The following is a 26,562-nucleotide window of genomic DNA, read 5'->3' on the forward strand; positions in this document are numbered from 1 at the left end:
TGAAAATGCGCTTTCAGCACATTTTCAAGGCGGCACCGGCCCGATCACCCGGACATATCGGCAGGAAGACGCCGGCGTGACCGATCTTCCCATCCACGCCGTGCTGCCCGATCTGCTGGCGGCGCTGCGCGCGCAGTCGTCCGCCGTGCTGGTGGCGCCGCCGGGCGCGGGCAAGACGACGGCGGTGGCGCCGGCGCTGCTCGGCGAGGCGTGGTGCGACGGACAGATCCTGCTGCTGTCGCCCCGCCGGCTGGCCGCGCGCGCGGCGGCCGAGCGGATGGCGGCGCTGGCGGGCGAGCCGGTGGGCCGCACCATCGGCTATGCCACGCGGATGGATTCGAAGCAGTCGGCGGCGACGCGCATCCTGGTGCTGACCGAGGGCATCTTCCGCAACCGCATCCAGGCCGATCCCGAGCTGGCCGGCGTTTCGGCCGTGCTGTTCGACGAGGTGCACGAACGCAGCCTGGACAGCGATTTCGGCCTGGCGCTGGCGCTGGATGCGCAGGGCGCGCTGCGGCCCGACCTCAGGCTGGTGGCGATGTCCGCCACGCTGGACGGCGCGCGCTTCGCCGCGCTGATGGACGACGCGCCCGTGATCGAGAGCGAGGGGCGGAGCTGGCCCCTGACGCTGCGCCATATCGGCCGGCGGGCGGAGGCACGGATCGAGGACGAGATGGCGGCCGCCATCCGCCGCGCGCTGGCGGATGAAGAGGGCAGCCTGCTGGCCTTCCTGCCGGGCGTGGCGGAGATCGAGCGGACGGCGGAGCGGCTGGCGGGGCTGCCGGCCGATATCGCGATCCACCGGCTGCACGGCACGCTGGAACCGGCCGAGCAGCGCGCCGCCATCGCCGCGCCGCCACCGGGCATCCGCAAGGTGGTGCTGGCGACGAGCATCGCCGAGACCAGCCTGACCCTGGACGGCGTGCGCATCGTCGTCGATTCCGGGCTGGCCCGGCGGCCGCGCTACGACCGGGCGGCGGGCGTGACCCGGCTTTCGACCGAGCGGGTGAGCCAGGCGGCCGCCACGCAGCGCGCCGGCCGCGCCGCGCGGCAGGGGCCGGGCACCGCCTATCGCCTGTGGGAGGAAGCGGCGACCGCCGGCCTGCCCCGCTTCGACCCGCCGGAGATATTGGAGGCGGACCTTTCCGCCCTGCTGCTGGACTGCGCGAACTGGGGCGTGACCGATCCGGCCGCGCTGCGCTGGATCGATCCGCCGCCCGCCGCCGCCGTGGCCGAGGCGCGGGCGCGGCTCGCCGTGCTGGGCGCGATCGACGGGGACGGCCGGCCGACGCCGCACGGCAAGGCGATCGCCGCGCTGCCGCTGCCGCCGCGCCTGGCCCATATGCTGGTGGAGGCGAAGGCGCGCGGCTGGGCGGATGTCGCGGCCGAGGTGGCGGTGCTGCTGTCCGAACGCGGGCTGGGCGGCAACGACGCCGACCTCGAGCTGAGGCTGCGCCGCTGGCGGGGCGAGCGCGGCAAGCGGGCCGAGGCCGCGCGCGGGCTGGCGAAACGGTGGCGGCGGCTCGTTCAGCACACCTCTTTTCTTCCGGGAGAGGAGGGGGAGAAGGGAAGCCCCTATCCGCCTGCACGCCATTCGGGGCGGCCGCCCCCTCTCCCCGAAGCAGAGAGAGAGAATGCGCTGGCCGCCTGCGTCGCGCTGGCCTTTCCCGATCGGGTGGCGCGCAGGCGCGATGCATCGGGGGAGAATTGGATCGCCGTCGGCGGGCGGGGCTTCCGGCTCGATCCGCTGTCGCCGCTGGCGCGCGGCGAATGGCTGGCGGTGGCGGAGACGCAAGGGTCGGCGGCGGGCGCGCGCATCCTTTCCGCCGCCGCGATCGAGCTGGCCGATATCGAGGCGCTGTTCGCCGACCGGATCGCCATGGTGCGCGACGTGCGCTTCGATCCCGCGACCGGCGGCGTGATCGCCCGGCGCGAGCGGCGGCTGGGCGCGGTGCGGCTGGGCGGCGGGCCGGACGACGCGCCGGACCGGGACGCCGTGGCCGCGGCGCTGGTGGAAGGGGTGCGGCAGCACGGCCTGGGCCTGCTGCCCTGGCCCGAAAGCGCGGTGGCGCTGCGGCAGCGCGCGGCCTTCGCCCGGACGCATGACGCCTCGATCCCCGACCTGTCGGACGCGGCGCTGATCGCGGCGATCGACGAATGGCTGGCGCCGATCGTGGCGGGCCGGCGGAGGCTGGACGCGGTCAACCCCGGCGACCTTGCGCAGGCGCTGGAGAATATCCTGGGCTGGGAGGGCGGGCGCGCCATCGACCGGCTGGCGCCCGCGCGGCTGGCGACGCCCGCCGGATCGAGCCACGCGATCGACTATGCGGCGGACGGCGGGCCGGCGGTCGAGCTGCGGCCGCAGGCGCTGTTCGGCCTCACCCGCCACCCGATGCTGGCCGACGGCCGCGTGCCGCTGGTGCTGCGCCTCACCTCGCCCGCCGGCCGGCCGATCCAGACGACGCGCGACCTGCCGGGCTTCTGGGCGGGAAGCTGGGCCGCCGTCGCCAAGGAGATGCGCGGCCGATACCCCCGCCATCCCTGGCCCGACGATCCGGCCGGCGCCGATCCGACGCTGCGGACCAAGAAAGCGGGCGGGCGGTAGGACCGGCGGGGATTACGCCCCGAAAGCGAGGCTGAACGGGCCGCCGCGTGCGACGGCGCGTTGCCAGGCGGGGCGGGCTTCCATGCGGGCGACGAAGGCGGTGAGCGCGGGGCGATCCTCGATCTGGCCCTGCGCCTTCAGGAATTGCAGCTCGTGGGTGAGCTGGAGATCGGCGGCGGTGAAACCATCGCCGATCAGATAGTCGCGCCCGGCAAGCAGGGCATCGAGATAGTCGAGCTGCACGCCCAGGCCGTGCGCCGCATAGCCTTCCAGCATCGGTGCGCTGACGCCGAACAGGCGGATGAACAAGGGCAGCAGCGTGCGCAGCGCCAGCGAGGATTCCGGATAGTGCAGCAGTTCCAGGAATTTCGCATAATCGGGCGAATCCGGCGCGGGGGCGAGGCGGCCCCGGCCGTAGCGCAGCAGCACATATTGGATGATGGCGGCGGATTCGGCCATCGCCACGCCGTCTATCTCCACCGACGGCGCCTTGCCGAGCGGGTGGACCTTCGTCATTTCCGGCGGCGCCGCGCCCATCATCCGCTGGTAGCGGACGATATCATAAGGCAGCTCCAGCTCCTCAAGCAGCCAGACGATGCGCTGCGACTTCGAATTTTCGAGATGATGGACGACGATCTGCGCCATGGCGGCTTCCCCCTCCCGCAACCCGCCCCTTCGCGGAGCCGGCCGGTCCGCCAGTCTAGGCACGGCCCGCCCGGCGCCCCAAGCCGAATCGTGGCGGGCGCCGGGCGAAGGAGGGAAAAAGCGTCACGAAAGGCGGGCGATCAATCCCGCAGCAGCTCGTTGATGCCGGTCTTGGCGCGGGTCTGCGCATCCACCCGCTTCACGATCACTGCGCAATAGAGCGACGGGCCGGGCGTGCCATCCGGCAGCGGCTTGCCGGGCAGCGATCCGGGGACGACGACCGCATAGTCGGGCACGCGGCCGACGAACACCTCGCCGGTCGCGCGATCGACGATCTTGGTCGAGGCGCCGAGATAGACGCCCATCGAGAGCACCGCGCCCGCGCCCACGATCACGCCTTCGGCCACTTCCGCGCGCGCGCCGATGAAGGCGCCGTCGCCGATCACCACCGGATTGGCCTGCAGCGGTTCCAGCACGCCGCCGATGCCGGCGCCGCCCGAAAGATGGACGTTGCGGCCGATCTGCGCGCAGCTGCCCACCGTCGCCCAGGTATCGACCATCGTGCCTTCGCCGACATAGGCGCCGATATTGACGAAGCTGGGCATCAGCACCGCGCCTTTGCCGATGAAGGCGCCCCGGCGGACGACCGCGCCGGGCACCGAGCGGAAGCCGCCGGCGCGATATTCCGCCTCGCCCCAGCCGGAAAATTTGCTGGGCACCTTGTCCCACCAGCTCGCCTCGCCCGGCGCGCCGGTGATGAGCGCATTGTCGTTGAGGCGGAAGGAGAGCAGCACCGCCTTCTTCAGCCACTGGTGGACGATGACCTCGCCATCCACCGTCTCCGCCACGCGCGCGGTGCCGGCGTCGAGCTGGGCCAGCGCCGCATCCACGGCGGTGCGCACATCGCCCTTCGTATCGAAACCCAGCGTGTCGCGGACTTCCCACGCGGCTTCGATCGTCTGCGCCAGATCGCTCATATCTTCGTCCCCAATATCTCTTCCAGCCATTCGCCGACCTCGGCGATCTCATAATCGATATAATCGGGATCATGGCCGTGATCGCCATGATCCGATCCGTTGTTCACCCACACCGTCTTCATCCCCAGCGCCTTGGCGGGCTTGAGGTTGCGGGCCATGTCCTCCACGAACAAGGCCGTCCGCGGCGCGACGTTCAGCGCCGCGCACATCGCATCGTAGCTCGCCGGATCGGGCTTGGGCCGATAGGCGCAGGCGTGGATATCGTGGATCGCCTCGAAGCTTTCCGACAGGCCCAGCCGGCCCAGCACGCGGCGCGCATAGGCATGGTCGCCATTGGTGAAGACGAGCTTGCGCCCCGGCAGCCGGGCCAGCGCCTCGACCAGCCGGCGATCCTCGGCCAACGCGTCCATCTCGATATCGTGGACGAAATCCAGGAATTCGCGCGGCTCGATCCCATGGCGCGCCATCAGCCCGTTGAGGGTGGTGCCATGCTCGACGAAATAGCTTTTCTGGATGCGGTGCGCCTCCAGCGGGTCGACACCGAGGAGGTTCTGGACGAACTGGCCCATGCGCACGTCGATCCGCGCGAACAGATCGGCCGACGCCGGATAGAGCGTATTGTCCAGATCGAAGATCCAGCAATCTACATGGGCGAGCGCGGGCAGCATGGCGCGCGGTCTAGCGAGGGGTGCCGGTGGGGGCAACCGGCGTTCGAGCGCGATCGTCCTGCCGAACCTGATTCAGCATCATTGCCGCAACGCTACCATCGCGGGCGTTGCGGTAATGGATCTGACTTTCGTCAGGATGACGGGACGGCCACCGAAATCCCGCCGTTCGTGTGGAGCGAAGTCGAGGCAAGTCGCCCGGAGCGAACGGGCAATGCGGCCCCGCCTAGACGGTAAAGCTCTCGCCGCAGCCGCAGGCGCCCTTGGCGTTTGGGTTCTGGAAGACGAAGCCGGCGGTGAAATCATCCTCCACCCAGTCCATCGTCGATCCGATGAGGTAGAGGATCGAGCCACCGTCGACGTAGAAATCGCCGCCCGGCGTCACGATCTTTTCGTCGAAGGGATCAGCTTCGGTGACGTAATCGACCGAATAAGCGAGGCCCGAGCAGCCGCGGCGCGGCGTGGAGAGCTTGACGCCCACGGCGCCTTCGGGGGCGCGGGCCATCAGATCGGCGATGCGCTGCTCGGCCGACGGCGTCAGGATGATCGCGGCGGGGCGGACGCGGGGGGCGGTAGTCGTGCTCATCACAGCATCCCCAGTTCGAGCTTGGCTTCGTCCGACATCTTCTGCGGGTCCCATGGCGGGTCCCAGACGAGGTTGACCTCCGCCACGCCGACGCCGGGCACGGAGCCGACACGCAGCTCCACCTCGCCCGGCATGGATTCGGCCACGGGGCAATGGGGCGTGGTGAGCGTCATGGTGACGACGACATGGCCGGCATCGACATCCACGCCGTAGATGAGGCCGAGATCGTATATGTTCACCGGAATCTCGGGATCGTAGATTTCCTTGAGCGCGGCGATCACGCCCTCGTAAATCTCCCCGCCGGGCTCGCCCGCGCCCTGGGGCACGGGCTTCTGCGCGAGGAAGCCGTCCAGATAATCGCGCGGGCGATCGGCCGCGGCATCGGCGGCGGGCGGCGCATCGTCCAGCGCATCCTCGACGCGCGCGCGCGGCGCCGGCGCCACGGCGCTCACTTCCTCGGTGCGGATCTTCGTTTCCTCGTTCATCCGAATATTCTCGTCACCCGTTCGATACCGTTGGCGAGCGCCGCCACATCCGCGAGCCCGTTATAGACGCCGAAGCTGGCACGTGCCGTGGCGGGCACGCCCAGATGCTCCATCAGCGGCTGGGCGCAATGATGCCCGGCACGGATGGCGACATGCGCCTCGTCCAATATGGTGCCGACATCGTGGGGATGCACCCCTTCCACCGCGAAACTGACGATGCCGGCCGAATCCTCCGGCCCGAACAGCCGCACGCTGTTGATGCCGGACAAGGCTTCCCGCGTGGCCTTTACCAGCGCGGCTTCGTGCGCGTGGATCGCGGCCAGGCCGATCGCATCGACATAATCGATCGCGGCATGGAGGCCGACGACGCCCACGACATGCGGGGTTCCCGCCTCGAACCGGGCCGGCGGCGGCGCATAGGTGGTGCGTTCGAAGCTGACCTTGTCGATCATCGATCCGCCGCCCTGCCAGGGGGGCATGGATTCGAGGATGTCGGCCTTCGCCCACAGCACGCCGATGCCCGTGGGGCCGTAGAGCTTGTGACCGGAAAAGACGTAGAAATCGCAGCCGAGCGCCGCCACGTCCACCGCGAGGCGCGGCACCGCCTGGCAACCGTCGACCAGCAGCCGCGCGCCGACATCGTGCGCCAGCGCCGCCGCGCGGCGGACATCCAGCACCGAGCCGAGCACGTTCGAGACATGGGCCAGCGCCACCAGCTTGTGCGCGGGGGTGAGCATCGCCGCCACGGCATCGAGATCGATCCGGCCATCGGCGGTGAGCGGGGCGACATCGATCTCCACGCCCACGCGATCGCGCAGCAGTTGCCACGGCACGATGTTGGAATGATGCTCCAGCGTGGAAAGCAGGATGCGGTCGCCCGCCTTCGGGTGGGTGCCGCCCCAGCTCTGCGCCACGAGGTTGATGCCTTCGGTGGCGCCGCGCACGAACACGATCTCGTCCGCGGAACCCGCGCCGATGAAGCGGGCGACCCGCTGGCGTGCGGCCTCGAACGCGACCGTCATGTCCGCCGAGCGCTGATAGACGCCGCGATGGACGGTGGCATAGGTTTCGCCATAGGCCCGGGCGATCGCATCGATCACCATCTTGGGCTTCTGCGCGGTGGCGGCGGTATCGAGATAGGCCCAGCCTTCCGGGATCGCCGGGAAATCGGCGAGCCAGTCGAGCGGGCGGGCATCGGCGAGCGCGGTCACAGCAGCGCCTCCAGCGCGGCGAGCGCCTTCGCTTCCAGATCGGCGCGCGCGCCATCATCCTCCAGCGCGACGAAGGCGCCGGCGACGAAGGCCTGGAGCAGCAGCGCCTTGGCCTCGGCGGGCGGGAGCCCGCGGCTTTCGAGGTAGAAGAGCGCCTGCCGGTCAAGCTCGCCGACGGTGGCGCCATGGGCGCACTTCACGTCGTCGGCGAAGATCTCCAGCTCCGGCTTGGCGTTGGCGGTGGCCGTGCGATCGAGCAGCATCGCCTTCACCGACTGGCTGGCATCCGTCTTCTGCGCATCGCGCGCGACGGCGACCTTGCCGAGGAAGCTGCTGGTGGCGGTTCCGGCCAGCACCGATCGCACCACCTGGTTGCTGGTGGCGTTGGGCTCGACATGGTTGACGGTGGTGACGATCTCCAGCGTCTGCCCCGCGCCGCCGACGATCGCGCCGCCCAGCTCGAAATGGGCGCCGTCGTGCAGGGTCACGTCGATGGCGATGCGGCCCAGCCGGCCGGCGATGTTCAGGATGAAGAAGGCGCAGGTTCCGCCGGCGGCGATATCGACGGCATAATCCGCGATCACCACGCCATCCGCCCCGGCCTGCGGCGCGACGATGCGCACGGCGCTTTCACCGGCGGCGACATTGATCCGCTCGGCCGGCGGCACCGGCCAGACGGCGGCGACGGCCTCCAGGTCGCTGTAGCGCCAGGCCTCCTGCCTCGCGGTGGGGAGGGCCAGCGCGGTCACGCCGCGATCGCTCCATAGCCTTCGCGCTCCAGCTCCAGCGCGAGTTCCGGCCCGCCTGAACGGACGATGCGGCCATTGGCGAGGACGTGGACGAAATCCGGCCGGACATAATCGAGCAGGCGCTGATAATGGGTGATGAGCAGCACGGCCTTGTCGTCCTTCCGCATGATGCGGTTGATGCCGTCGCCGATCACGCGCAGCGCATCGATGTCGAGGCCGCTGTCGGTTTCGTCGAGGATGGCCATCTTCGGATCGATGATGCCCATCTGCACCATCTCGTTGCGCTTCTTCTCGCCGCCCGAAAAGCCGACGTTCACCGGGCGCTTCAGCATCTCCATGTCGAGGCCGAGCGCCTGGGCCTGCGCGCGCGCGACCTTCAGGAACTCGGCGCCCGAAAGCTCCGCCTCGCCCCGGCTCTTGCGCTGGGCGTTGAGCGCGGTGCGCAGGAACTGGAGGTTGGAGACGCCGGGAATCTCGACCGGATATTGGAAGCCCAGGAACAGGCCGGCGGCGGCGCGCTCGTGCGGATCGAGCGCCAGCAGATCCTGCCCGTCGAGCGTGGCGGTGCCCTCTGTCACCTCATAGCCGGGGCGGCCGGCGAGGACGTAGGAAAGCGTCGACTTGCCCGCGCCATTCGGCCCCATGATCGCATGGACCTCGCCCGCATTGATGCTGAGCGAGAGGCCCTTGAGGATCGGCTTGCCGTCGACTTCGGCGTGGAGGTTATTGATCTGCAACATCTTCAATCTTCGAATCCCATGATGGGCTGCCGCCCCGCAAAAGGAACGGCCAATTCAGGCCCCTCCCCTTCAGGGGAGGGGTTGGGGTGGGGCGCCCGCCGATCGGGCATGGTTTCGAGCGTTTCGCGCAACAGCCGCAACACACCGTCCATATTCCCCATGACCTCGCCATTGGTGACGCGCACGACCCTGTAGCCGAGCGCCGCGAGCGCCGCATCACGGCGTGCGTCGGCCACTGGCTCATGGGTATCGCCATCGACTTTCACGATCAGCCCTTTGCGGGGGCAGAGGAAATCGGCGATCCAGCCATGGATCACCGCCTGCCGACGGAATTTATGGCCATCGAGCTGGCTGTTGCTAAGGTGCCGCCACAGGCGCTTTTCCGGCTCGGTGGGATTGCCCCGCATGGCGGCCGCGCGATCGCCCAGTTCGGCGATGCGCCCGGCCGAGAGGCCCCACCCCCGGCCCCTCCCCTGGAGGGGAGGGGTGTCGAGGCGCCTCGCGTCGTCCCGGGGCGTCAATTCAGCCAACGCTGCCCTCCAGGCTGATGCCGAGCAGCTTCTGCGCCTCGACCGCGAATTCCATGGGGAGCTGCTGGAGCACTTCCTTGGCGAAGCCGTTGACGATCAGCGCCACGGCATCCTCCTGGTTGAGGCCGCGCGACATGGCGTAGAAGAGCTGATCGTCCGAAATCTTGCTGGTCGTCGCCTCATGCTCGATCTGGGCCGAGGGGTTGCGGACCTCGATATAGGGCACGGTGTGGGCGCCGCAGTCCGATCCCAGCAGCAGGCTGTCGCACTGCGTGAAGTTGCGCACGCCCTCCGCCGTGGGGCCGACGCGGACGAGGCCGCGATAGGTGTTGTTCGAGCGGCCGGCCGAGATGCCCTTGGACACGATGGTCGAGCGCGACCCCTTGCCGAGATGGATCATCTTGGTGCCGGTATCGGCCTGCTGCATGTTGTTGGTGACGGCGACCGAATAGAATTCGCCGACGCTGTTCTCGCCCGCCAGCACGCAGCTTGGATATTTCCAGGTGATCGCCGATCCGGTTTCCACCTGCGTCCAGCTCACCTTGCTGTTGCGGCCCTGGCAGAGCGCGCGCTTGGTGACGAAATTGTAGATGCCGCCCTTGCCGTCGGCATCGCCGGGATACCAGTTCTGGACGGTGGAATATTTGATCTCGGCATCGTCCAGCGCCACCAGCTCGACCACGGCGGCGTGGAGCTGGTTCTCGTCGCGCATCGGCGCGGTGCAGCCTTCGAGATAGGAGACGTAGCTGCCCTTGTCCGCCACGATCAGGGTGCGTTCGAACTGGCCGGTATTTTCCGCATTGATGCGGAAATAGGTGGAAAGCTCCATCGGGCAGCGCACACCTTCGGGGATGTAGACGAAGGTGCCGTCCGAAAAGACCGCGCAGTTCAAGGTCGCGAAATAATTGTCGTGCATCGGCACGACCTTGCCCAGCCACTTCCGCACCATATCGGGATATTCGCGGATCGCTTCCGAGATGGAGAGGAAGATGACGCCGGCCTTCTTCAGCTCATCGCGAAAGGTGGTGGCGACGGAGACCGAGTCGAACACCGCGTCCACGGCCACCTTGCGGCTGCCCTCGACGCCGGCGAGCACCTTCTGCTCCTCGATCGGGATACCGAGCTTCTCATAGACCTTGAGGATCTCGGGATCGACCTCGTCCAGCGAGTTCAGCTTCGGCTTCGCCTTGGGCGCGGCGTAATAATAAGCGTCCTGATAGTCGATCGGCGGCACGTTGAGCTTCGCCCAGTCGGGCGGCGTCATCGTCTGCCACAGGCGGAAAGCCTTGAGGCGCCATTCCAGCATCCATTCCGGCTCGTTCTTCTTGGCCGAGATGAAGCGGACGGTATCCTCGTTGAGGCCCTTGGGCGCGAAATCCTGCTCGACATCGCTGGTGAAGCCCCATTCGTAGGTCGAGGCTTTCTGCGCGGCCTCATAGGCCTCGCGGTTGCGGACTTCACTCATGCGGGCACTCCTGCAAGCGTGGCGAGGCTGACCCCGCCGAGCGCGCCCTTTACCGCGCCGTTCACCGCCGTCCAGTGCGGACGGACACGGCAGCCGGCTTCGAGCGCGCAATCATGGCGGCCCTGCTCCACGCAGGCCGTCATCGCGATCGGGCCTTCGACCGCCTCGATGATCTCCGCCAGGCTGATCGCCGCCGGATCGCGCGCGAGGCGGAAGCCGCCGCCGGTGCCCCGCGCCGAGGTGAGGAGGCCGGCGCCCGCCAGCCTGCCCATCAGCTTCTGCGCGGTGGGCAGCGGCACGCCCGTCTCCTCCGCCAGCATCGCCGCGGACAGGCGCGCATCATCCGCCCCCGCGCCGGCATGGCGCGCGGCGGCGGTGAGCATCACGACCGCATAATCGGCAAGGCTGGAAAGGCGCATGATCTCCAATCGGACTGATTCGTTCCGATTGGCACTTGGGGCCGATGGCCGCCTACGTCAAGGGTGCGGTGGGAGGCCGCCTTGGTTCCGGCGCGGCCGGAGCGGATCAGCTCACCAGCGCGAGCCGGGGCAGGCTGGCGAGGTGGCGCCGGGCGAGTGTGAGGCGGGTGACGGCCGAAGGCTCGCGCTGGAACTGGCAGGGGGTGTGGCCGGTGAAACGCTTGAATTCCCGGATGAAATGCGACTGATCGTAGAAAGCGTCGCCCGCCGCGTCCGCCCAGCCCATCCCCGTGGCCGCGAAGCGGCTGGCGGCGCGCAGCGCGCGATATTTGCGGGCGAGCAGCTTGGGCGGCGCGCCGTAGAGCCGGCGGGCGAGGCGCTCCACCTGGCGGCCGGACACGCCGGCCTCCCGCACCAGCGCATCGACCGAGGGCGACGGCGCATCGGTGAGCCAGCGATCGGCGAGGAGCGCGAACCAGTCCGGCATCCAGTCCGAGCCGTCCACCAGCCCGCGCAGCAGCCGATCGACCGCCGCGATCATCCGGCTGGGGCGGGGATCGTGGCGCAGCGCATCCAGCGTCTCCGCCGTCGCGGCCCCGAACATGGCGGCGCCATCGACCACCGAATCGGCGAAGAGGCTGGCATCCTCCCGCACCAAGGCCCCCCAGCCCATGGGCAGGATGGCGATGCCGAACACCAGCGCCGGCCCCTCGACATCGAAGGCGGTGGCCGCCGTCGTCGGCCCGAGCAGCGAGATTTCGGGAGCGCCCGCAAAGCGATCCTCGCCGAAACCGTAGCAGCCGGCGCCCTGGACCATGAAGCGAAGCTGGGCCATATCGGCCCGGACCAGATCGGCCAGCCGTGGCTGATCCGTCTGGAATATATAATAGGCCGCGATGAATCGCCGCAATTCCGGCGCCGGCGCGAAATAGCGCAGGCTCACCGTGCTGGCACGTCCGGCTCCGATATTCCCCACGTCCGTCCAACTCCCCAGTTGTCCGTCCAGAACGCATGGGAGCATCTTCGTTCCCCCTTGTCACGGACAAAAAGACGAAGGCCGCGGGCCAAAAAAAGCCCGGCTGGAAAAATCCAGCCGGGCCAAAGGAAAAGGCCTCGCCATCCTTGGACGGTGAGCCCTTCGGGTCGCAGGAAAGTGACTAGCGCACTCTGCTGCGCCGCGATTGGATGGAATCGACTCAGGAATTACCCGGATGGGAAAAGGGCTGGCCGGCATGCGGGGCGCGCGCGGCACGCGCCCCGCCGGCCGGCGATCAGGCCGCCTTCTGCGCCTTCACCCAGGCATCCACCTGTTCCTCGAGCACGTCGAGCGGCACCGGCCCGCTCTTCAGCACGACATCGTGGAAGCCGCGGACGTCGAAGCGGTCGCCCAGCGCCTTCTGCGCCTTATCGCGCAGCTCGCTGATCTTGAGGCGACCGATCATGTAGGCGGTCGCCTGGCCGGGATAGACGGCATAGCGCTCGATCGCCTTGACGATGCCGCCCGGCGCATCGGCGCTGTTGTCCTCGACATATTTGATCGCCTGCTCGCGGGTCCAGCGCTTGTGATGCATGCCGGTATCGACCACCAGCCGGATCGCGCGATGCAGCTCCAGCTGGAGGCGCCCGAAATCGCGATAGGGATCGGTATAGAGCCCCATGTCCTTGGCGAGCTTCTCCGAATAGAGGCCCCAGCCTTCGGTATAGGCGGTGACGCCGCCGAACTGGCGGAAGGGCGGCACGTCCTTCAGCTCCGTCTGGATCGTCCGCTGGAGGTGATGGCCGGGCAGGCCCTCATGGTAGAAGAGCGCCTCCACCTCGAACAGCGGCATATCCGCCATGTCGTAGAGGTTGGCATAATAGGTGCCGGGGCGCGAACCATCGGGCGCGGGGCTCTGGTAGAAAGCCTTGCCGGCCGATTTCTCGCGGAACGGCTCCACCCGCTTCACCACCAGCGGCGCCTGCGGCAGCACGCCGAACCATTGCGGCAGCTTCGCCGTCACCCACTGCTTCGCCTTTTCGGTTTCGGCGAGATAGAGGGCGCGGCCCTCGTCCGTATTGGGCGCGTAGAAGCGCTTGTCCTCGCGCATGAACTTGAAGAAGGCTTGGAGGTCGCCCTTGAAGCCGGTCTTGTCCATGATCGCCTGCACCTCGCCATGGATGCGGGCGACATTGTCGAGGCCGATCTGGTGGATCTGATCGGGCGTCAGGCTGGTGGTGGTGTAATTGGCCAGCCGCTCCGCATAATAAGCGGCGCCGTTCGGGAACCGCCACACGCCGTCATCGGTGCCGGCCTTCGCCTCCTGCGCGGCCATCTCCGCGATCAGCCGCTGATAGGCGGGCTGGACGGACGTGGTGAGCGCGCTTGCGCCGGCGGCGATCAGCGCATCCTTCTCCGCCTGCGGGATATCCAGCTTGCCGACCTTGGCCTTGAGATCGGCGAAGAGCGGCGCATCCTCGCCCGGCCCGAAGGGCGCGCCGGCCACGACGTTGCGCGCATCGGAGATGACATAGGGGTAGACCCATTTGGGCGGCATCAGCCCCTTGGCCGCGCGTTCCTTCGATGCCGCGACGATCTCGTCGATCGCCGGGCCCAGCGCCTGGAGGCGGCTGACATAGGCTTCGGCATCCGCCTTGCTGGTGACGCGGTGGATGTTGATGAGGAAGGCGGGAAGCTGGCTCTGCGCGCCGTTCATCTGATCGAAGGCATATTCATAGTCGCGATAGGGGAAGGCCCGGTCGCGCCGCTCGATCATCTTTTCAAACAGGTGGAAGGACAGGCGATCCTCCTCGTTCAGCTTCGCGGGGTCGAAGCGCTTGCGCATCTCCGCCAGCGCCGCCTGCTCCGCATCGTGCTGGCGCACCTCGGCCGCGTCGGAGAAATCGTTCCACTTGCCGTAATCGCCGTCGCGGATGCCGCGATAGGCCTTGGTCATCGGCGAGCGGGCAAGCTCCGCCTTGTCGAAATCCACGAAGAACTGCTTCAGCGCGGCATCCTGCGCGGTGGGAACGGCGGCAGGCGCCGCAGCGGGCGCGGCCAGCGCCGCGGCAGGCGCCGCCAGCAGCATGGCGGAGGTGAGAAGAAGGGTGCGGAACATGCGGACTCCCTGTTTATCCTGTTCGATTGCCGGCTAGATCATCTGGTCCCCTGCCAGTGTGTTAGCGTGACCAGACGCCGCGTCAAACCGCCATTCGCGCAAAAGACATGACAGCGGCGGGCGCGACGGGTTAGGCGGGCGGCCATGTCGCTCTATCCGCTGATCCGCCCCTTCATCTTCCGCATCGACGCCGAAAGCGCGCATCGCACGACGGTGACGGCGCTGCGGCTGAAACCGGCGGGCGGCAGGCCGGCGCCCGATCCCCGGCTGGCGGTGAACCTGGCCGGCATCGCCTTCCCCAATCCGGTGGGGCTGGCCGCCGGCTTCGACAAGGACGCGCAGGTGCCGGACGCGATGCTCTCGCTGGGCTTCGGCTTCGTCGAGGTGGGCACCCTCACCCCCTTCCCCCAGCCCGGCAATCCCCGCCCGCGCCTGTTCCGGCTGGGCGAGGACCGCGCCGTCATCAACCGCATGGGCTTCAACAATGGCGGCCAGGCGGCGGCGCTGGAACGGCTGCTGAAGCGGCGCCACCGCCCCGGCATCGTCGGCGTCAATATCGGCGCCAACAAGGATGCCGCCGATCGCATCGCCGATTATGCGCGCGGCGTGACGGTGATGAAGGACGTGGCCGATTATCTGACGGTCAACATCTCCTCCCCCAACACGCCGGGCCTCAGGGCTCTGCAATCGCGCGCGGCGCTGGACGAATTGCTGGCCGGCGTGATGGAGGCGCGGGGGCAGGCGCGGCCGCCGGTGTTCCTGAAGGTCGCGCCCGATCTGGAGCCCGCCGATATCGACGATATCGCCGCCGTCGCGGCCGACCGGAAGATCGACGCGCTGATCGTCGCCAATACCACGATCGGCCGGCCGCCGCTGAAATCGGCGCTGCGCGGGGAGACGGGCGGGCTTTCCGGCGCGCCGCTGCGCGATCTCGCCCTCCAGCGGCTGCGGGATTTCCGCAAGGCGACGGGCGGCGCGATCCCGCTGATCGCGGCGGGCGGGATCGCCAGCGCAAGCGACGCCTATGCCCGCATCCGCGCGGGCGCCAGCCTGGTGCAGCTCTACAGCGCGCTGGTCTATGAAGGCCCCGGCCTGGCGCGACGGATCGTGCGCGATCTGCCCGAGCTGATGGCGCGCGACGGCTTCAGCCGGATCGAGCAGGCGATCGGCCAGGATTGATCGATACAGGCGATCACAGAAGCGATATCAATCGCCTTGATCTTATTGCGAACGATTCGCATATAAGCTGGACCAGCAAAGGTCCGCCGCCATGTCGCACGAATATCTGAAGACGCTCACCTATCTCGCCATCCACCTGACGGTGGGGTTCAGCGTGGCCTATGCCCTTACCGGATCGGCGCATATCGCCGGCGGGATCGCGCTGATCGAGCCGTGCGTGAACGCGGTCGCCTTCTTCTTCCACGAACGGGCCTGGGCCGGGCGGCTGCGCCTCCCCCGCCTCGGCCGGGCGGCCGCCGCCCGCTGAAATTCCCCGATCCGGCGCGGATCGCTCCCGCATATGCGGCCCGCGCGGCGGCCGCACGCTCCCTCCCACTTCGGCCTTTTCGAATATCGTTCGGTTAGTCGCCGTTTCGGGAGAAATGCGTCCGCGATCCCGAATATGTTGCGCCCTGTGCGCCAAATCGGCCCACGGATCGCAAATCCGTGGGCCGCTTAGCCCTATCATCCCCCATTTTTGCGGATATCACCGCGGGAATGCCGATGGATGTCCAGCATGCGGAACATGATCCCCTCGGTTCCCGCGCCTTGCGGGATGCCTGCCCTTGCTTGCCTCCGGCCGCAACGGCTGGCGGGAATCACCGCGATCATCGTGATATCTCCGGCATTTCCCCCTCATACCCGAAAAGCTGCCGCTTCAGGCCGATTCAGGAGAAATTCTTCGATTCCCGGCATCAGCCCGAAGAAAATTCTACTTTGAGGGGCAAAAAAACAAACACCTTCGCGTGAGCCGATGTTACGGTTCACGGACAAGAAAAAAACAGAACAAAACCGATAATCAGAACCAAGGGATAATGAGGACAAGGTTCCTGCGGGTCGCGCTGGAACAAAAAATTTAAAAGGGGGTCTCCGATGACATTTGGATTCGGCGAAGTTTTCGCCGCGCGCTCTGCTGCCCGATCGCAGCGCAAGGTTGCACTGCTTGTCGGCACTGCGATGCTTGTCATGCCACATCTCGCCCACGCCCAGGAAACCGAGAATTCCGGCGAAATCGTCGTCACCGCGCTGAAGCGCGACACCCGCCTGCAGGATACGCCGCTCGCCATTTCCGCCGTCGGCGGCGAATCGCTCCAGCGCGGCGGCACCACCAGCTTCACCGATCTCACCCGCAACACGCCCAGCCTGCGCATCGTCGACAGCGGCCCCGGCAACCGCCGCGTCATCCTGCGCGGCGTGACCGCCGCCGGCGAGCCGACCGTGGGCGTCTATTTCGATGAGTCGCCCGTCTCGGGATCGGTCAGCACCACCAGCGACGCGGCCAGTTCCACGCCCGACCTGCGCCTGTTCGACGTGCAGCGCGCCGAAGTGCTGCGCGGCCCGCAGGGCACGCTCTACGGCTCGGGATCGATGGGCGGCACGGTGCGCATCATCTACGAGAAGCCGAAGACCGACCGGATCGAGGCGGCCGTCGCCGGCACCATGTCCGCCGTGGACGGCGGCAGCATGGGCGCCTCCACCGACGCGATGATCAACCTGCCGATCGTCGAGGACAAGCTCGCGATCCGCGTCGTCGGCAACTACAACCAGTTCGCCGGCTATGTGGACAACGAGTTTTACGGCACCACCAACATCAACGACGGCTATTCCTATGGCGGCCGCGCGCTGGTGCGCTTCACCCCGACCGACGAACTGACCGTCGACCTCGCCGCTTATTATGAGAAGGTTTCGACCGACAGCCCGCGCTGGATCGCCGAGACCGGCAAGCGCTACGTGACGGACGGCCGTTCGGAATCGGGCAATTACGACAAGAACCGCATCTACAGCGGCACGATCAACTATGATTTCGGCCCCGTAGCCCTGACCGCCGTCACCACCTATTTCGATCGCGACCGCACCCAGGTCGGCGACGTCAGCGATACCTTCAACGGCCGCGACAATGCCGCAGGCTGCGCGCGCTATCACCTGGGCAACGTGAACCTCACCTGCTCGCCGACCGAGCTTGCGACCTATCTCGAGCAGACCGATCGCATCCTCTATTCGAGCCTCTACCAGCCGCAGCGGATCAAGAACTGGACCAACGAGCTGCGCGTGAGCTCGACCGACGGCGGTCCGTTCAACTGGACGGTCGGCCTCTTCTCCGAAGACCGCAAGACCACCGTGCGCAGCACCCTGCTGACGGCCGATCCCAATACCGGCCAGCTGCAGGACTTCGTGGACGAGAACATCTTCTACGATCGCACGATCAAGGATCGCCTGAAGCAGAAGGCTGCCTTCGCGGAGCTTTCCTACAAGTTCTTCGACAAGCTGACGCTGACGGCCGGTGCGCGCTATTACGACTATGACAAGACGGTCGGCGGCCGCATCGACAAGGGCCAGGAGCATTATTCCTCGAGGGTCACGCCATATACCGAGGAAAGCTCCAGCGAGGACGGCTTCGTCTACAAGTTCAACGTCTCCTATGAGTTCACCAGCGACCTGATGGTCTATGCCCAGGCGGCGCAGGGCTTCCGCCCCGGCGGCGTCAACCAGGTGATCGGCCTGCCGGCGGCGCTTGCGGCCTACAAGTCCGACAGCCTGTGGAACTATGAGCTTGGCGTAAAGTCCAAGATCATGCCCGGCGTCTACTTCAACGTCACCGGCTACCAGATCGACTGGGACGACCTGCAGGTCTCGGGCCGCACCGCCGGCACCGGATCGGTGTTCGGCCTGATCGCCAACGCCGGCGCGGCCCGCATCCGCGGCGCCGAGGTGGAGCTGAACGCCACCCCGATCGACGGCCTCTCGCTGATCGCCAATGTCGGCTACACCGACGCCAAGCTTTCGGAAGACCAGGTGAGCGAGGTCGTGATCGCCACCGGCCGCAAGGGCGATCGCCTGGCCTATGTGCCGAAGTGGAACCTCGCTGGGACAGCGGAATATACCACCGGCCTGACCGACGGGCTGGACGGTGTCGTCCGCGTCGACGCAAGCTACACCAGCAACTCCTACAGCACGCTCTCCCCGCTCGACGTCTATCGCCGCAAGGTCGACGCGTTCGAGCTGGTCAACCTCCGCTTCGGCGTCCAGGCGCCGGACGGCGAGTGGAGCGCGCATCTGTTCATCAACAACCTGTTCGATGCGGCGGCGGTCAACAGCCGCGGATCGAGCTCCAACACCGGTGGCAAGACCACCGTCTACAGCGCTCCGCCGCGCACGTTCGGCCTGAGCCTGCTCAAGCGCTTCCGCTGAGCCTGCTTCCGCGCCGGTCCGATCCCAACCCGGACCGGCGCGGATTGCGCCCCCTCGCGTGGGCGCCGCACTGCCTAACCGGGAACAGGGGTTCTGAAATGAAAAAGCATAAATTCGGGTTCGTGCGTAGCGCGCTGCTGATCGGCGCCGCCGGCTTCGGCCTTTCGGGCGGGCCGATGGCCAGCGCCCACCAGGCGCCGCCCGCCGGCGGCAAGGTGGATGCGGTGAAGCCGCGCGCGGGCGCCAACCCCGCCCCCGCCCGCCAGCCCGGCGAAGGTGCCGGCCCCTTCCGCAAGATGGTGATCCGCGGCGTCACCCTGATCGACGGTTCGGGCGCCCCGCCGCGCGGCCCCGTAGACATCGTCATCGAAAACAACGTCATCGCCGATATCCTGCCGGCCGGCACGCCCGGCCTGGCGATGAAGCAGGGCCGCGAGCCCCGCGACTTCGACTATGAGCTCGACGCCACCGGCATGTATGTGACGCCGGGCTTCGTCGACATGCACGTCCATGGCGCCAGCGACGACAAGGCGCCGGACATGAGCTATTCCTACAAGCTCTGGCTGGCCCATGGCGTGACGACCGTGCGCGGCGTGGACCTCGCCCCCCTCGAAATCTCGCTGAGCGAGCGGGCGCGTTCCGCCCGCAACGAGATCGTCGCCCCGCGCATCTTCGCCTATCAGCGCCCCGGCCAGGGCAAGGGCTGGACCGGCGGCCGCACCAACACGCCCGAAAAGGCGCGCGCCTGGGTGCAGTGGGCGGCCAAGCAGGGCATCGACGGCATCAAGCTGATCGATAATGAGGATCAGCCGCCGGAAGTGATCGAGGCGATCATCGACGAGGCCAAGAAGCAGAAGCTCGGCACCGTCGCCCATCTTTCCCAGATCGGCGTGGGCCGGATGAACGCGCTGCAGGCGGGCGAGGCGGGCCTCGGCACCGTCACCCATTTCTACGGCCACTTCGAATCCATGCTGAAGAACGGCCAGGTCCAGAACTGGCGGCACGATTATAATTATGCCGACGAGCAGGACCGTTTCGGCGATGTCGCCAACCTCTACGAGGAAAGCGTGGCCGAGGGATCGCCGGAATGGTGGGCCTATCTGGAAAAGCAGAAGGAAAACCACGTCACCTTCGATCCGACGATGACGATCTACGCCGCCGGGCGCGATCTGATGCACGCCCGCAACGCCGACTGGCATGACAAATATACCATGCCGCAGCTCTGGGGCTTCTATCAGTCGTCGCGCGAGAACCACGGTTCCTATTTCTACGACTGGACCGTGGGCACCGAGATCAAGTGGCGCAATTTCTACCACAAGTTCATGCGCCTGCTGAACGATTACAAGAATATCGGCGGCCGCGTGACGACGGGTTCGGATTCGGGCTTCATCTTCGAGCCCTATGGCTTCGGCTATGTCCAGGAGCTGGAGATGCTGCAGGAAGCCGGCTTCAACCCGAGCCAGGTGCTGATGTCCGCCACGCTGAACGGCGCGCTGACCCTCTATGAGCCCAAGGGCCAGCCCGTGCCGCCGATCGGCACGGTGCGCGTCGGCAAGCTCGCCGATCTCGTCATCGTCAAGGAAAACCCGCTCCAGAACTTCAAGACGCTCTACGGCACCGGCGCGCTGCGGCTGAACGAGCAGACCCAGAAGCTCGAGCGGGTCGGCGGCGTCAGCTACACCGTGAAGGACGGCATCGTCTACGACGCGAAGAAGCTGCTTTCCGACGTGGCCGAGATGGTGAAGGCCGAGAAGCGGCGCATGGGGATGCCCGAGGAAGGCCTGCCGCATCCCTGATCCTGTTACTGGGCGGTCGAAGTTGGCCGCCCTTTTTTGTTCCGCCCGGCGCCCCCTTGATCGGGGCGCCGGGCAAGCCGATGAAAGACAAGGATTCCCTGCCGGTCGCACAACGCCAGACGGGAAGAGCAAAGGGGCTGAAACAATGAAGAAGATGATCCTCCGCCTGACCGCGCTGGCGCTGGCCACGACTTGCCTCGCCACCGTGTCCCCCGCCCATGACCCGGACGAATGGTATGCCGGCGGCGCCACCGGCGCGGTCGCCGGCGCGCGGCCGCAATTCGTGCCCGCGCCCGCGCGCACGTCCGCCGAGAGCAAGGGGCCGTTCCGCAAGTTCGTGATCCGTGGCGCCACGCTGATCGACGGCACCGGCGCGCCGCCGCGCGGGCCGGTGGACATCACCGTCGAAGGCAACAAGATCACCGCCGTCACCCAGGCCGGCTGGCCGGGCCTGCCGCTGAAGGCCGAGCGCGAGCCGCGCGACGCCGATTATGAGATCGACGCCACCGGCATGTATGTGATGCCCGGCTTCGTCGACATGCACGTCCACACCCCGGCCAGCGACAAGGCACCGGACGTCAGCTACGCCTACAAGCTGTGGCTGGCCCATGGCGTGACGACCGTGCGCGGCGTGCCGCTGGCCGATCCGGCGGTCGCCAGCTCCGAGAAGAACCGCTCGGCCGCCAACGAGATCGCCGCCCCGCGCATCTTCAACTATCAGACGCTGGGCGCGGGCTGGAGCGGGGGCGCGATCGATTCCGCCGAAAAGGCCCGTCTCTGGGTGCGCTGGGCCGCCAAGAACAATATCGACGGCATCAAGTTCTTCAACCGGCCCGAGGAAACGCCCGAGATCATCGCCGCCGCGATCGACGAGGCCCACAAGAACAAGATGGGCACCGTCGCCCACCTCGCGCAGACCGGCGTCGCCAATTTCAACGCCCGCAATGCCGGCGACGCGCATCTCGATACGGTGACGCATTATTACGGCCATTTCGAATCGCTGCTGAAGGATGCGACCATCCAGCAGTTCCCGGTCGATTATGATTATAATAACGAGCAGCACCGCTTCGGCGAGGTCGCCGAGATCTGGGACGAGGTGTTTCCGGCCGGTTCGCCGCAATGGGGCGAATATCTGCAGCACCAGAAAGAAAACAACGTCATCTTCAACCCGACGTTCAACATCTACGCTGCCTCGCGCGATCTGATGCGGGCGCGCAACGCCGACTGGCAGAACAAGTTCACCACTCCGCAGCTTTGGAACTATTTCCAGTCCACCCGCGACAATCACGGTTCCTATTTCTACGATTGGACGACGGAGAACGAGTTCGCCTGGGGCCGCTTCTACGGCAATTTCTTCAAGCTGATGAACGCCTACAAGAATATGGGCGGCCGGGTGACGGTGGGCACCGATTCCGGCTTCATCTTCAAGGTCTACGGCTTCGCCTATATCGAGGAGCTGGAGCTGTTCCGCGAGGCCGGCTTCACCCCGCTGGAGATCATGCGTTCGGCCACCATGTGGGGCGCGGACGAGGCCTGGCGGCCCAAGGGCGTGCCCGCGCCCACCGGCGTCATCCGCCCCGGCATGCTCGCCGACATGGTGATCGTGAAGGAAAACCCGCTCGCCAACCTGAAGACGCTCTACGGCACCGGCCACCTGCGGCTGAACCCGGAGACGAACAAGCAGGAGCTGGTCGGCGGCGTCAGCTACACGATCAAGGACGGCATCGTCTTCGACGCGAAGAAGCTGCTGGCCGAAGTGGCCGACATGGTGGCTTCGGAGAAGACTCGGCTGGGCCAGCCCGGCGCGCCGGCCCCCAATCCGGGCCAGTAACACCCGCATCTCCCGCCGCCGCCCCCCACGGCGGCGGGGGAACCGCCGGGCGGTTCGGGGCACGGCCATCGCCCCGACGACCTGGAGCCCAGACAAAAACGCCGGCCCGAGGCCGGCGTTTTCCAGCAATCCGGAACCAGGCCGCGATCAGATCGGCAGCGCGGTGACGTTCTTCACCTCGTCCAGCACCGCATAGGTGCGGGTTTCGCGGACGCCGGGCATCTGCACCAGCGTATCGGCGAGGAAGGCGCGATAGGCCGCCATATCCCGCACGCGGACCTTGATAAGATAATCGAAGCCGCCCGCCACCATGTGACATTCCAATATCTCGGGCAGATTGCTGACGGCCGCCGCGAAATCCTGAAAAACGTCTCCGGTCGTGCGATCGAGCAATACTTCGATGAACATCAACAGCGCGCGATCGAGCTTCACCGGATCGAGCAGCGCGGCGAAGCCGGTGATATAGCCCTGCTCGCGCAATTTGCGCAGCCGATCGAAGCAGGCCGAAGCAGATAATCCGCATCGGGCGGCGAGTTCCTGGTTGGTTATTCGCCCTTCACCTTGAATCGCCCGCAGGATTCGACGGTCCGTCTCATCAATCATTGCCGAATCTCCGGTTCCGAAATTGATCCAGACAAACTGCAACGATTTTCATGTATTTCGCAAGTCTATATTGAGTATATCCCGAAAATCAAAAGTGGTTACCGCCCGTCAGGAGCGCGTGCCGTAGAGCGCGTCCAACGCCGCGCCATAGGCCTTGCGGATGATGTGACGGCGGATCTTGAGCGAGGGCGTGAGCATCTCATTCTCGATCGAGAAGGGTTCGTCGGCGATCAGGATGCGGCGGACCTTCTCGATCACCGAAAGGCTGCCGTTCACGCGATCGACCGCCGCCATCAGCGCCTTCTGGAAGGCGGGATCGCCGCGCAGCACGGCGGGGTCATAGGCAATCCCCTGCGCCTCCGCCCATTCGCGCGCCCATTCGGGATCGGGGACGATCAGGCCGACCAGATGTGGCCGCCGGTCGCCCGTCACCATCGCCTGCAGGATTTCCGGCTCGAGCGTCAGCATCCCCTCGATCTTCTGGGGCGCGACATTGTCGCCCTTGTCGTTGACGATGATGTCCTTCTTGCGATCGGTGATGACGATGCGGCCCTTCTCGTCGATATGGCCGACATCGCCGGTGTGCAGCCAGCCGTCCTTGAGGACGCGAGCCGTCTCCTCCTCATTCCGCCAATAGCCGTGCATCACCAGCTCGCCGCGCACGAGGATCTCGCCATCGTCGGCGATGCGGACCTCCACGCCGGGCAGCGGCGGGCCGACCGTGTCCATCTTGATCCCGGCCGAGGGACGGTTGCAGGAGATGACCGGCGCCGCCTCCGTCTGGCCATAGCCCTGCAGGAAGGTGAGGCCCAATGAGTGGAAGAACAGCCCCACTTCCGGGTTGAGCGGCGCGCCGCCCGACACCATCGCCTTCATCCGCCCACCGAAGCGCTTGCCCACCTTGGGCTTCAGGGTCCGCCGGAGGATGAGCTTCATCGGCAGGTCGCCCAGCGTGGAACGGCCGGCATAATTCTTCTCGCCGATCTGGAGCGCGCGGCGCATCAGATATTGCGCGGTGCGGCCCTGCTTCTCGATCGATTTCAGCACGCGGGCGCGCAGCACCTCGAACAGGCGGGGGACGACCACCATGATGGTGGGGCGCACCTCCTCGATATTGGAGGCGAGCTTTTCCAGCCCCTCGGCATAATAGATCTGCGCGCCGAGCCCGATCGGGAAATGCTGGCCGCCGGTATGCTCATAGGCGTGGCTCAGGGGCAGGAAGGATAGGAACACCTCGTCATCCCAGCCGAAATCCTCGGCGATGATCGTGGTGCAGCCGGCGACATTGTGGAGGATCGCGCCATGATGCTGGCGCACGCCGCGCGGCGCGCCGCCGGTGCCGGAGGTGTAGATGATGCAGGCGAGGTCGTCGCGCCCGAAATCGGCGGCCGCCTCCGCCGCGGCGATATCGCCGGGCTGGGATGCGATCAGCTCCGCCCAGTCGTGGAAGCGCACGTCGCCCGACTGGCCGATGCGCAGCGGCTCGATACCGATGACGTGGCGGCAGCCGGTGGAACGCAGCACCGCCGGCATCAGCGCGCGGGCCAGCTTGGGCGTCGACACGATCACCGCGCGCGCGCCGCTATTCTCCAGGATATGGGCGTGATCCCGCTCGGTATTGGTGGTGTAGGTGGGCACCGTCACCAGCCCGGCCGCCATGATCGCGAGATCGGCGATGCACCATTCGGGGCGGTTTTCGGAAACCAGCATCACCCGGTCGCCGCGCCTCAGCCCCATGCCGCGCAGGCCTTCGGCCAGCGCCGCCACCTCGCGCGCGGCCTCAGCCCAGCTTGTCGGCTGCCAGCCATCACCCCGCTTGGCCCAGAGGAAGGGCGCGCCGCCCTTCTCCCGTGCGCGCGTGAAGAACATGGTGACGAGATTGGGGAAATGTTCCAGCGTGCGCATGCCCTGTTCCTGCAGCCTCTCCGGGGCCTTCTCTGCTGCCCCCGCTGCCGGGATAGCCCGATGCACCCGCTACGGAAAGGCCGCTCGCACAGCGGGCCGGCCGGCGCTATTCCGCCAGCACCACGCCTTCGCTGCGCGGATCGGCGGCGCCGCGCCAGCCATCGCCGATACGTTCGATCGCGTTGAGCTTCGACGGCAGATCGGCCGCGACGACGGGCTGGCCGAAACGGGCGAGCGCGGGGCGCATGGCATCGAGCGCGCTGCCCTGTTCCACCTGCAGCGCGCCGCCGCCGAAGAAGATGTTGGGCAGCGCGATCGCATCGGCCGCGGGCAGCTTCCAGTCGAGCACGCCGACCAGCGCCTTCATCACATGCATGATGATCCGCTTGCCGCCGGCGGACCCGATCGCCAGCACCACCCTGCCGTCCGGCCCGTAGACGATGGTGGGCGACATGGAGGAGAGCGGCCGCTTGCCGGGCTCCACCCGGTTGGCGACGGGGGCGCCATCCTTTTCCGGCGCGAAGGTGAAATCGGTCAGCTCGTTGTTGAGCACCATGCCCGAGGCGACGAGCTGGCTGCCGAACGGCCCTTCGACCGTGGAGGTCATCGTTACGACATCGCCGTCGCCATCGACCGCGACGAAATGGGTGGTGCCCGAAACCTCGCCGGAGACGGCGGCGGTGCGCGGCTCCGCCCCCGGCGGCACGCCCGGTTCGTAGGTGCCACGGGCATGATCGGGCGCGATCAGCGTGGAGCGGCGGGCGAGATAGTCGCGGTCGATCAGCCCCTGCAGCGGCACCGACACGAAATCGGTATCGCCCAGCCAGGTATCGCGATCGGCATAGGCAAGCTGCATCGCCTCGCCGATCAGGTGCCATGCCTCCGGGCTGTCCTTGCCGAGGGCGGCCAAGTCGAAGCGTTCGAGCATGCCGAGCATCTGGAGGATCGTGGTGGTGCCCGACGAGGGCGGCCCCATGCCGCAGACGCGATAGCCGCGATAGGCGCCGCACAGCGCCGGGCGTTCCTTCGCGCGATAGGCGGCGAGATCGGCGAGCGTGAGCGGCACGGGATTGACCGGCGCCTTGCTGACCGCATCGACGATCGCCTGGCCGTTCCTGCCGCCGTAGAAGGCCTCCGGCCCGCCGGCGGCGACATCGCGCAGCAGCTTCGCCAGCGCGGGATTGCGGATCAGGGTGCCGACCGGGGGCGCCTTGCCGTCGTCGCGGGCATAAATGGCGGCGATGCCGGGAAAATCCTTCCACAGCGGCGCGACATAGCCGGCGAACTGGCTCATCCGCGGCGTGACCTTGTAGCCGCCTTCGGCCAGCCGGATCGCGGGTTCGAACAGTTTCGCCCAGGGCAGCCGGCCCCATTGGCGATGCGCCTCCGCCATCAGCCGGATATTGCCGGGCACGCCGACGGACTTGCCGCCGGGAAAGGCGGTAGCGAACGGCATCGGCCGGCCATCCTGCATGAAGCGATCGGGCGTGGCGGCGGCGGGCGCGGCCTCGCGCCCGTCGATCGTGGCGATGGCGCCGGTGCGGCCGTCATGATGGACGAGCAGGCCGCCGCCGCCGATGCCGGAGGATTGCGGCTCCACCACGCTCAGGGCCAGCATGATCGCCATCGCCGCATCGGTGGCGCTGCCGCCGGCGCGCAGCATCTCCCGCCCGGCCTCCGCCGCGCGCGGATCGGCGGCGGTGACGATGCCGCCCGCCGCATAAGCGGGGAAGGCGGCGGTAAAAAGGGCGAAGAGCAGGAAAAGGCGCGCGATCATGCCACCAGCCTTAGAGCAGTCCCGCCCGGAAATGAAAGGGAGGCGCGCTCGGGGCTGTCGAGAAATCCGGC

Annotated in this window: 23 protein-coding genes; 6 read left to right on the forward strand and 17 right to left on the reverse strand. The window is 67.4% G+C overall.

The window, feature by feature from the left end; genetic code table 11:
• Window positions 1-76 precede the first annotated feature (76 nt).
• Window positions 77-2,605 (forward strand): ATP-dependent helicase HrpB, encoded by a 2,529-nt coding sequence (hrpB, locus tag CV103_RS15805; RefSeq protein ID WP_107395502.1) that lies wholly within the window; start codon window positions 77-79, stop codon window positions 2,603-2,605.
• Between the two features lie 12 nt (window positions 2,606-2,617).
• Here hrpB and CV103_RS15810 read toward each other — a convergent pair whose 3' ends face one another.
• The 13 genes from CV103_RS15810 to CV103_RS15870 all read right to left on the reverse strand — a co-directional run bounded on the left by CV103_RS15810 (window position 2,618) and on the right by CV103_RS15870 (window position 14,172).
• A complete protein-coding gene (locus CV103_RS15810; protein ID WP_015458479.1) occupies window positions 2,618-3,250 on the reverse strand; it encodes a glutathione S-transferase family protein in 633 nt (210 codons plus the stop codon).
• A gap of 140 nt (window positions 3,251-3,390) precedes the next feature.
• Window positions 3,391-4,227, reverse strand: a complete 837-nt coding sequence (gene dapD / locus CV103_RS15815) for a 2,3,4,5-tetrahydropyridine-2,6-dicarboxylate N-succinyltransferase (protein ID WP_107395503.1) — start codon at window positions 4,225-4,227, stop codon at window positions 3,391-3,393.
• On the reverse strand, window positions 4,224-4,895 hold the full coding sequence (locus tag CV103_RS15820) for a pyrimidine 5'-nucleotidase (protein ID WP_107395504.1): 672 nt from the start codon (window positions 4,893-4,895) through the stop codon (window positions 4,224-4,226). The genes dapD and CV103_RS15820 overlap by 4 nt, the downstream gene beginning before the upstream one ends.
• Window positions 4,896-5,118: 223 nt before the next feature.
• Entirely contained in the window at window positions 5,119-5,478 is a 360-nt protein-coding gene (locus tag CV103_RS15825; RefSeq protein WP_015458482.1) for a HesB/IscA family protein, read from the reverse strand.
• Window positions 5,478-5,963, reverse strand: a complete 486-nt coding sequence (locus CV103_RS15830) for an SUF system Fe-S cluster assembly protein (protein WP_070935045.1) — start codon at window positions 5,961-5,963, stop codon at window positions 5,478-5,480. The genes CV103_RS15825 and CV103_RS15830 overlap by 1 nt, the downstream gene beginning before the upstream one ends.
• A complete protein-coding gene (locus tag CV103_RS15835) occupies window positions 5,960-7,174 on the reverse strand; it encodes a cysteine desulfurase (RefSeq protein WP_107395505.1) in 1,215 nt (404 codons plus the stop codon). Before CV103_RS15835 ends, CV103_RS15830 begins: the two co-directional genes overlap by 4 nt.
• A complete protein-coding gene (locus tag CV103_RS15840; protein WP_107395506.1) occupies window positions 7,171-7,923 on the reverse strand; it encodes a SufD family Fe-S cluster assembly protein in 753 nt (250 codons plus the stop codon). Before CV103_RS15840 ends, CV103_RS15835 begins: the two co-directional genes overlap by 4 nt.
• Window positions 7,920-8,663 (reverse strand): Fe-S cluster assembly ATPase SufC, encoded by a 744-nt coding sequence (gene sufC, locus CV103_RS15845; RefSeq protein WP_015458486.1) that lies wholly within the window; start codon window positions 8,661-8,663, stop codon window positions 7,920-7,922. Before sufC ends, CV103_RS15840 begins: the two co-directional genes overlap by 4 nt.
• Before the next feature lie 2 nt (window positions 8,664-8,665).
• Entirely contained in the window at window positions 8,666-9,193 is a 528-nt protein-coding gene (locus CV103_RS15850; RefSeq protein ID WP_342749171.1) for an endonuclease domain-containing protein, read from the reverse strand.
• Window positions 9,186-10,658: a Fe-S cluster assembly protein SufB gene (sufB, locus tag CV103_RS15855; protein ID WP_107395508.1), complete on the reverse strand. Its 1,473-nt coding sequence runs from the start codon at window positions 10,656-10,658 to the stop codon at window positions 9,186-9,188. The genes CV103_RS15850 and sufB overlap by 8 nt, the downstream gene beginning before the upstream one ends.
• Window positions 10,655-11,077, reverse strand: a complete 423-nt coding sequence (locus CV103_RS15860) for an SUF system Fe-S cluster assembly regulator (protein WP_070936196.1) — start codon at window positions 11,075-11,077, stop codon at window positions 10,655-10,657. Before CV103_RS15860 ends, sufB begins: the two co-directional genes overlap by 4 nt.
• Window positions 11,078-11,183: 106 nt before the next feature.
• Window positions 11,184-12,053, reverse strand: a complete 870-nt coding sequence (locus tag CV103_RS15865; RefSeq protein ID WP_236626876.1) for a helix-turn-helix domain-containing protein — start codon at window positions 12,051-12,053, stop codon at window positions 11,184-11,186.
• A gap of 295 nt (window positions 12,054-12,348) precedes the next feature.
• A complete protein-coding gene (locus CV103_RS15870) occupies window positions 12,349-14,172 on the reverse strand; it encodes a DUF885 domain-containing protein (RefSeq protein ID WP_107395509.1) in 1,824 nt (607 codons plus the stop codon).
• Between the two features lie 144 nt (window positions 14,173-14,316).
• On the opposite strand from CV103_RS15870, the gene CV103_RS15875 reads away from it, so the two are divergent.
• Both CV103_RS15875 and CV103_RS15880 read left to right on the forward strand, forming a co-directional pair.
• Window positions 14,317-15,351 (forward strand): quinone-dependent dihydroorotate dehydrogenase, encoded by a 1,035-nt coding sequence (locus CV103_RS15875; protein ID WP_107395510.1) that lies wholly within the window; start codon window positions 14,317-14,319, stop codon window positions 15,349-15,351.
• Between the two features lie 91 nt (window positions 15,352-15,442).
• Complete coding sequence (locus tag CV103_RS15880; RefSeq protein WP_015458493.1) at window positions 15,443-15,658, forward strand: DUF2061 domain-containing protein; 216 nt, start codon at window positions 15,443-15,445, stop codon at window positions 15,656-15,658.
• Between the two features lie 496 nt (window positions 15,659-16,154).
• On the opposite strand, the gene CV103_RS22535 is transcribed toward CV103_RS15880, so the two are convergent.
• The gene (locus tag CV103_RS22535) at window positions 16,155-16,358 is read right to left on the reverse strand and encodes a hypothetical protein (RefSeq protein ID WP_170112649.1); all 204 of its coding nucleotides are present in this window, start codon (window positions 16,356-16,358) and stop codon (window positions 16,155-16,157) included.
• Here CV103_RS22535 and CV103_RS15885 point away from each other — a divergent pair.
• From CV103_RS15885 to CV103_RS15895, 3 genes are all read left to right on the forward strand, one after another.
• The gene (locus tag CV103_RS15885; protein ID WP_245896896.1) at window positions 16,357-18,579 is read left to right on the forward strand and encodes a TonB-dependent receptor; all 2,223 of its coding nucleotides are present in this window, start codon (window positions 16,357-16,359) and stop codon (window positions 18,577-18,579) included. The two genes, CV103_RS22535 and CV103_RS15885, sit on opposite strands and share 2 nt — an antisense overlap.
• Before the next feature lie 176 nt (window positions 18,580-18,755).
• Window positions 18,756-20,375: an amidohydrolase family protein gene (locus CV103_RS15890; protein WP_051128818.1), complete on the forward strand. Its 1,620-nt coding sequence runs from the start codon at window positions 18,756-18,758 to the stop codon at window positions 20,373-20,375.
• A 145-nt stretch (window positions 20,376-20,520) separates the two neighbouring features.
• On the forward strand, window positions 20,521-22,206 hold the full coding sequence (locus tag CV103_RS15895; RefSeq protein WP_015458496.1) for an amidohydrolase family protein: 1,686 nt from the start codon (window positions 20,521-20,523) through the stop codon (window positions 22,204-22,206).
• Between the two features lie 147 nt (window positions 22,207-22,353).
• Here the strand turns inward: CV103_RS15895 and CV103_RS15900 are convergent, their stop codons facing one another.
• The 3 genes from CV103_RS15900 to ggt all read right to left on the reverse strand — a co-directional run bounded on the left by CV103_RS15900 (window position 22,354) and on the right by ggt (window position 26,491).
• Complete coding sequence (locus tag CV103_RS15900; protein ID WP_015458497.1) at window positions 22,354-22,809, reverse strand: Lrp/AsnC ligand binding domain-containing protein; 456 nt, start codon at window positions 22,807-22,809, stop codon at window positions 22,354-22,356.
• A gap of 108 nt (window positions 22,810-22,917) precedes the next feature.
• Window positions 22,918-24,714, reverse strand: coding sequence for an AMP-dependent synthetase/ligase (locus CV103_RS15905; protein WP_070935060.1), 1,797 nt, complete (start codon window positions 24,712-24,714; stop codon window positions 22,918-22,920).
• A gap of 106 nt (window positions 24,715-24,820) precedes the next feature.
• Window positions 24,821-26,491, reverse strand: a complete 1,671-nt coding sequence (gene ggt, locus CV103_RS15910) for a gamma-glutamyltransferase (protein ID WP_107395512.1) — start codon at window positions 26,489-26,491, stop codon at window positions 24,821-24,823.
• Between the last annotated feature and the right edge of the window lie 71 nt (window positions 26,492-26,562).

The organism is Edaphosphingomonas fennica, assembly GCF_003034225.1.
Lineage (GTDB): Bacteria > Pseudomonadota > Alphaproteobacteria > Sphingomonadales > Sphingomonadaceae > Sphingomonas_E > Sphingomonas_E fennica.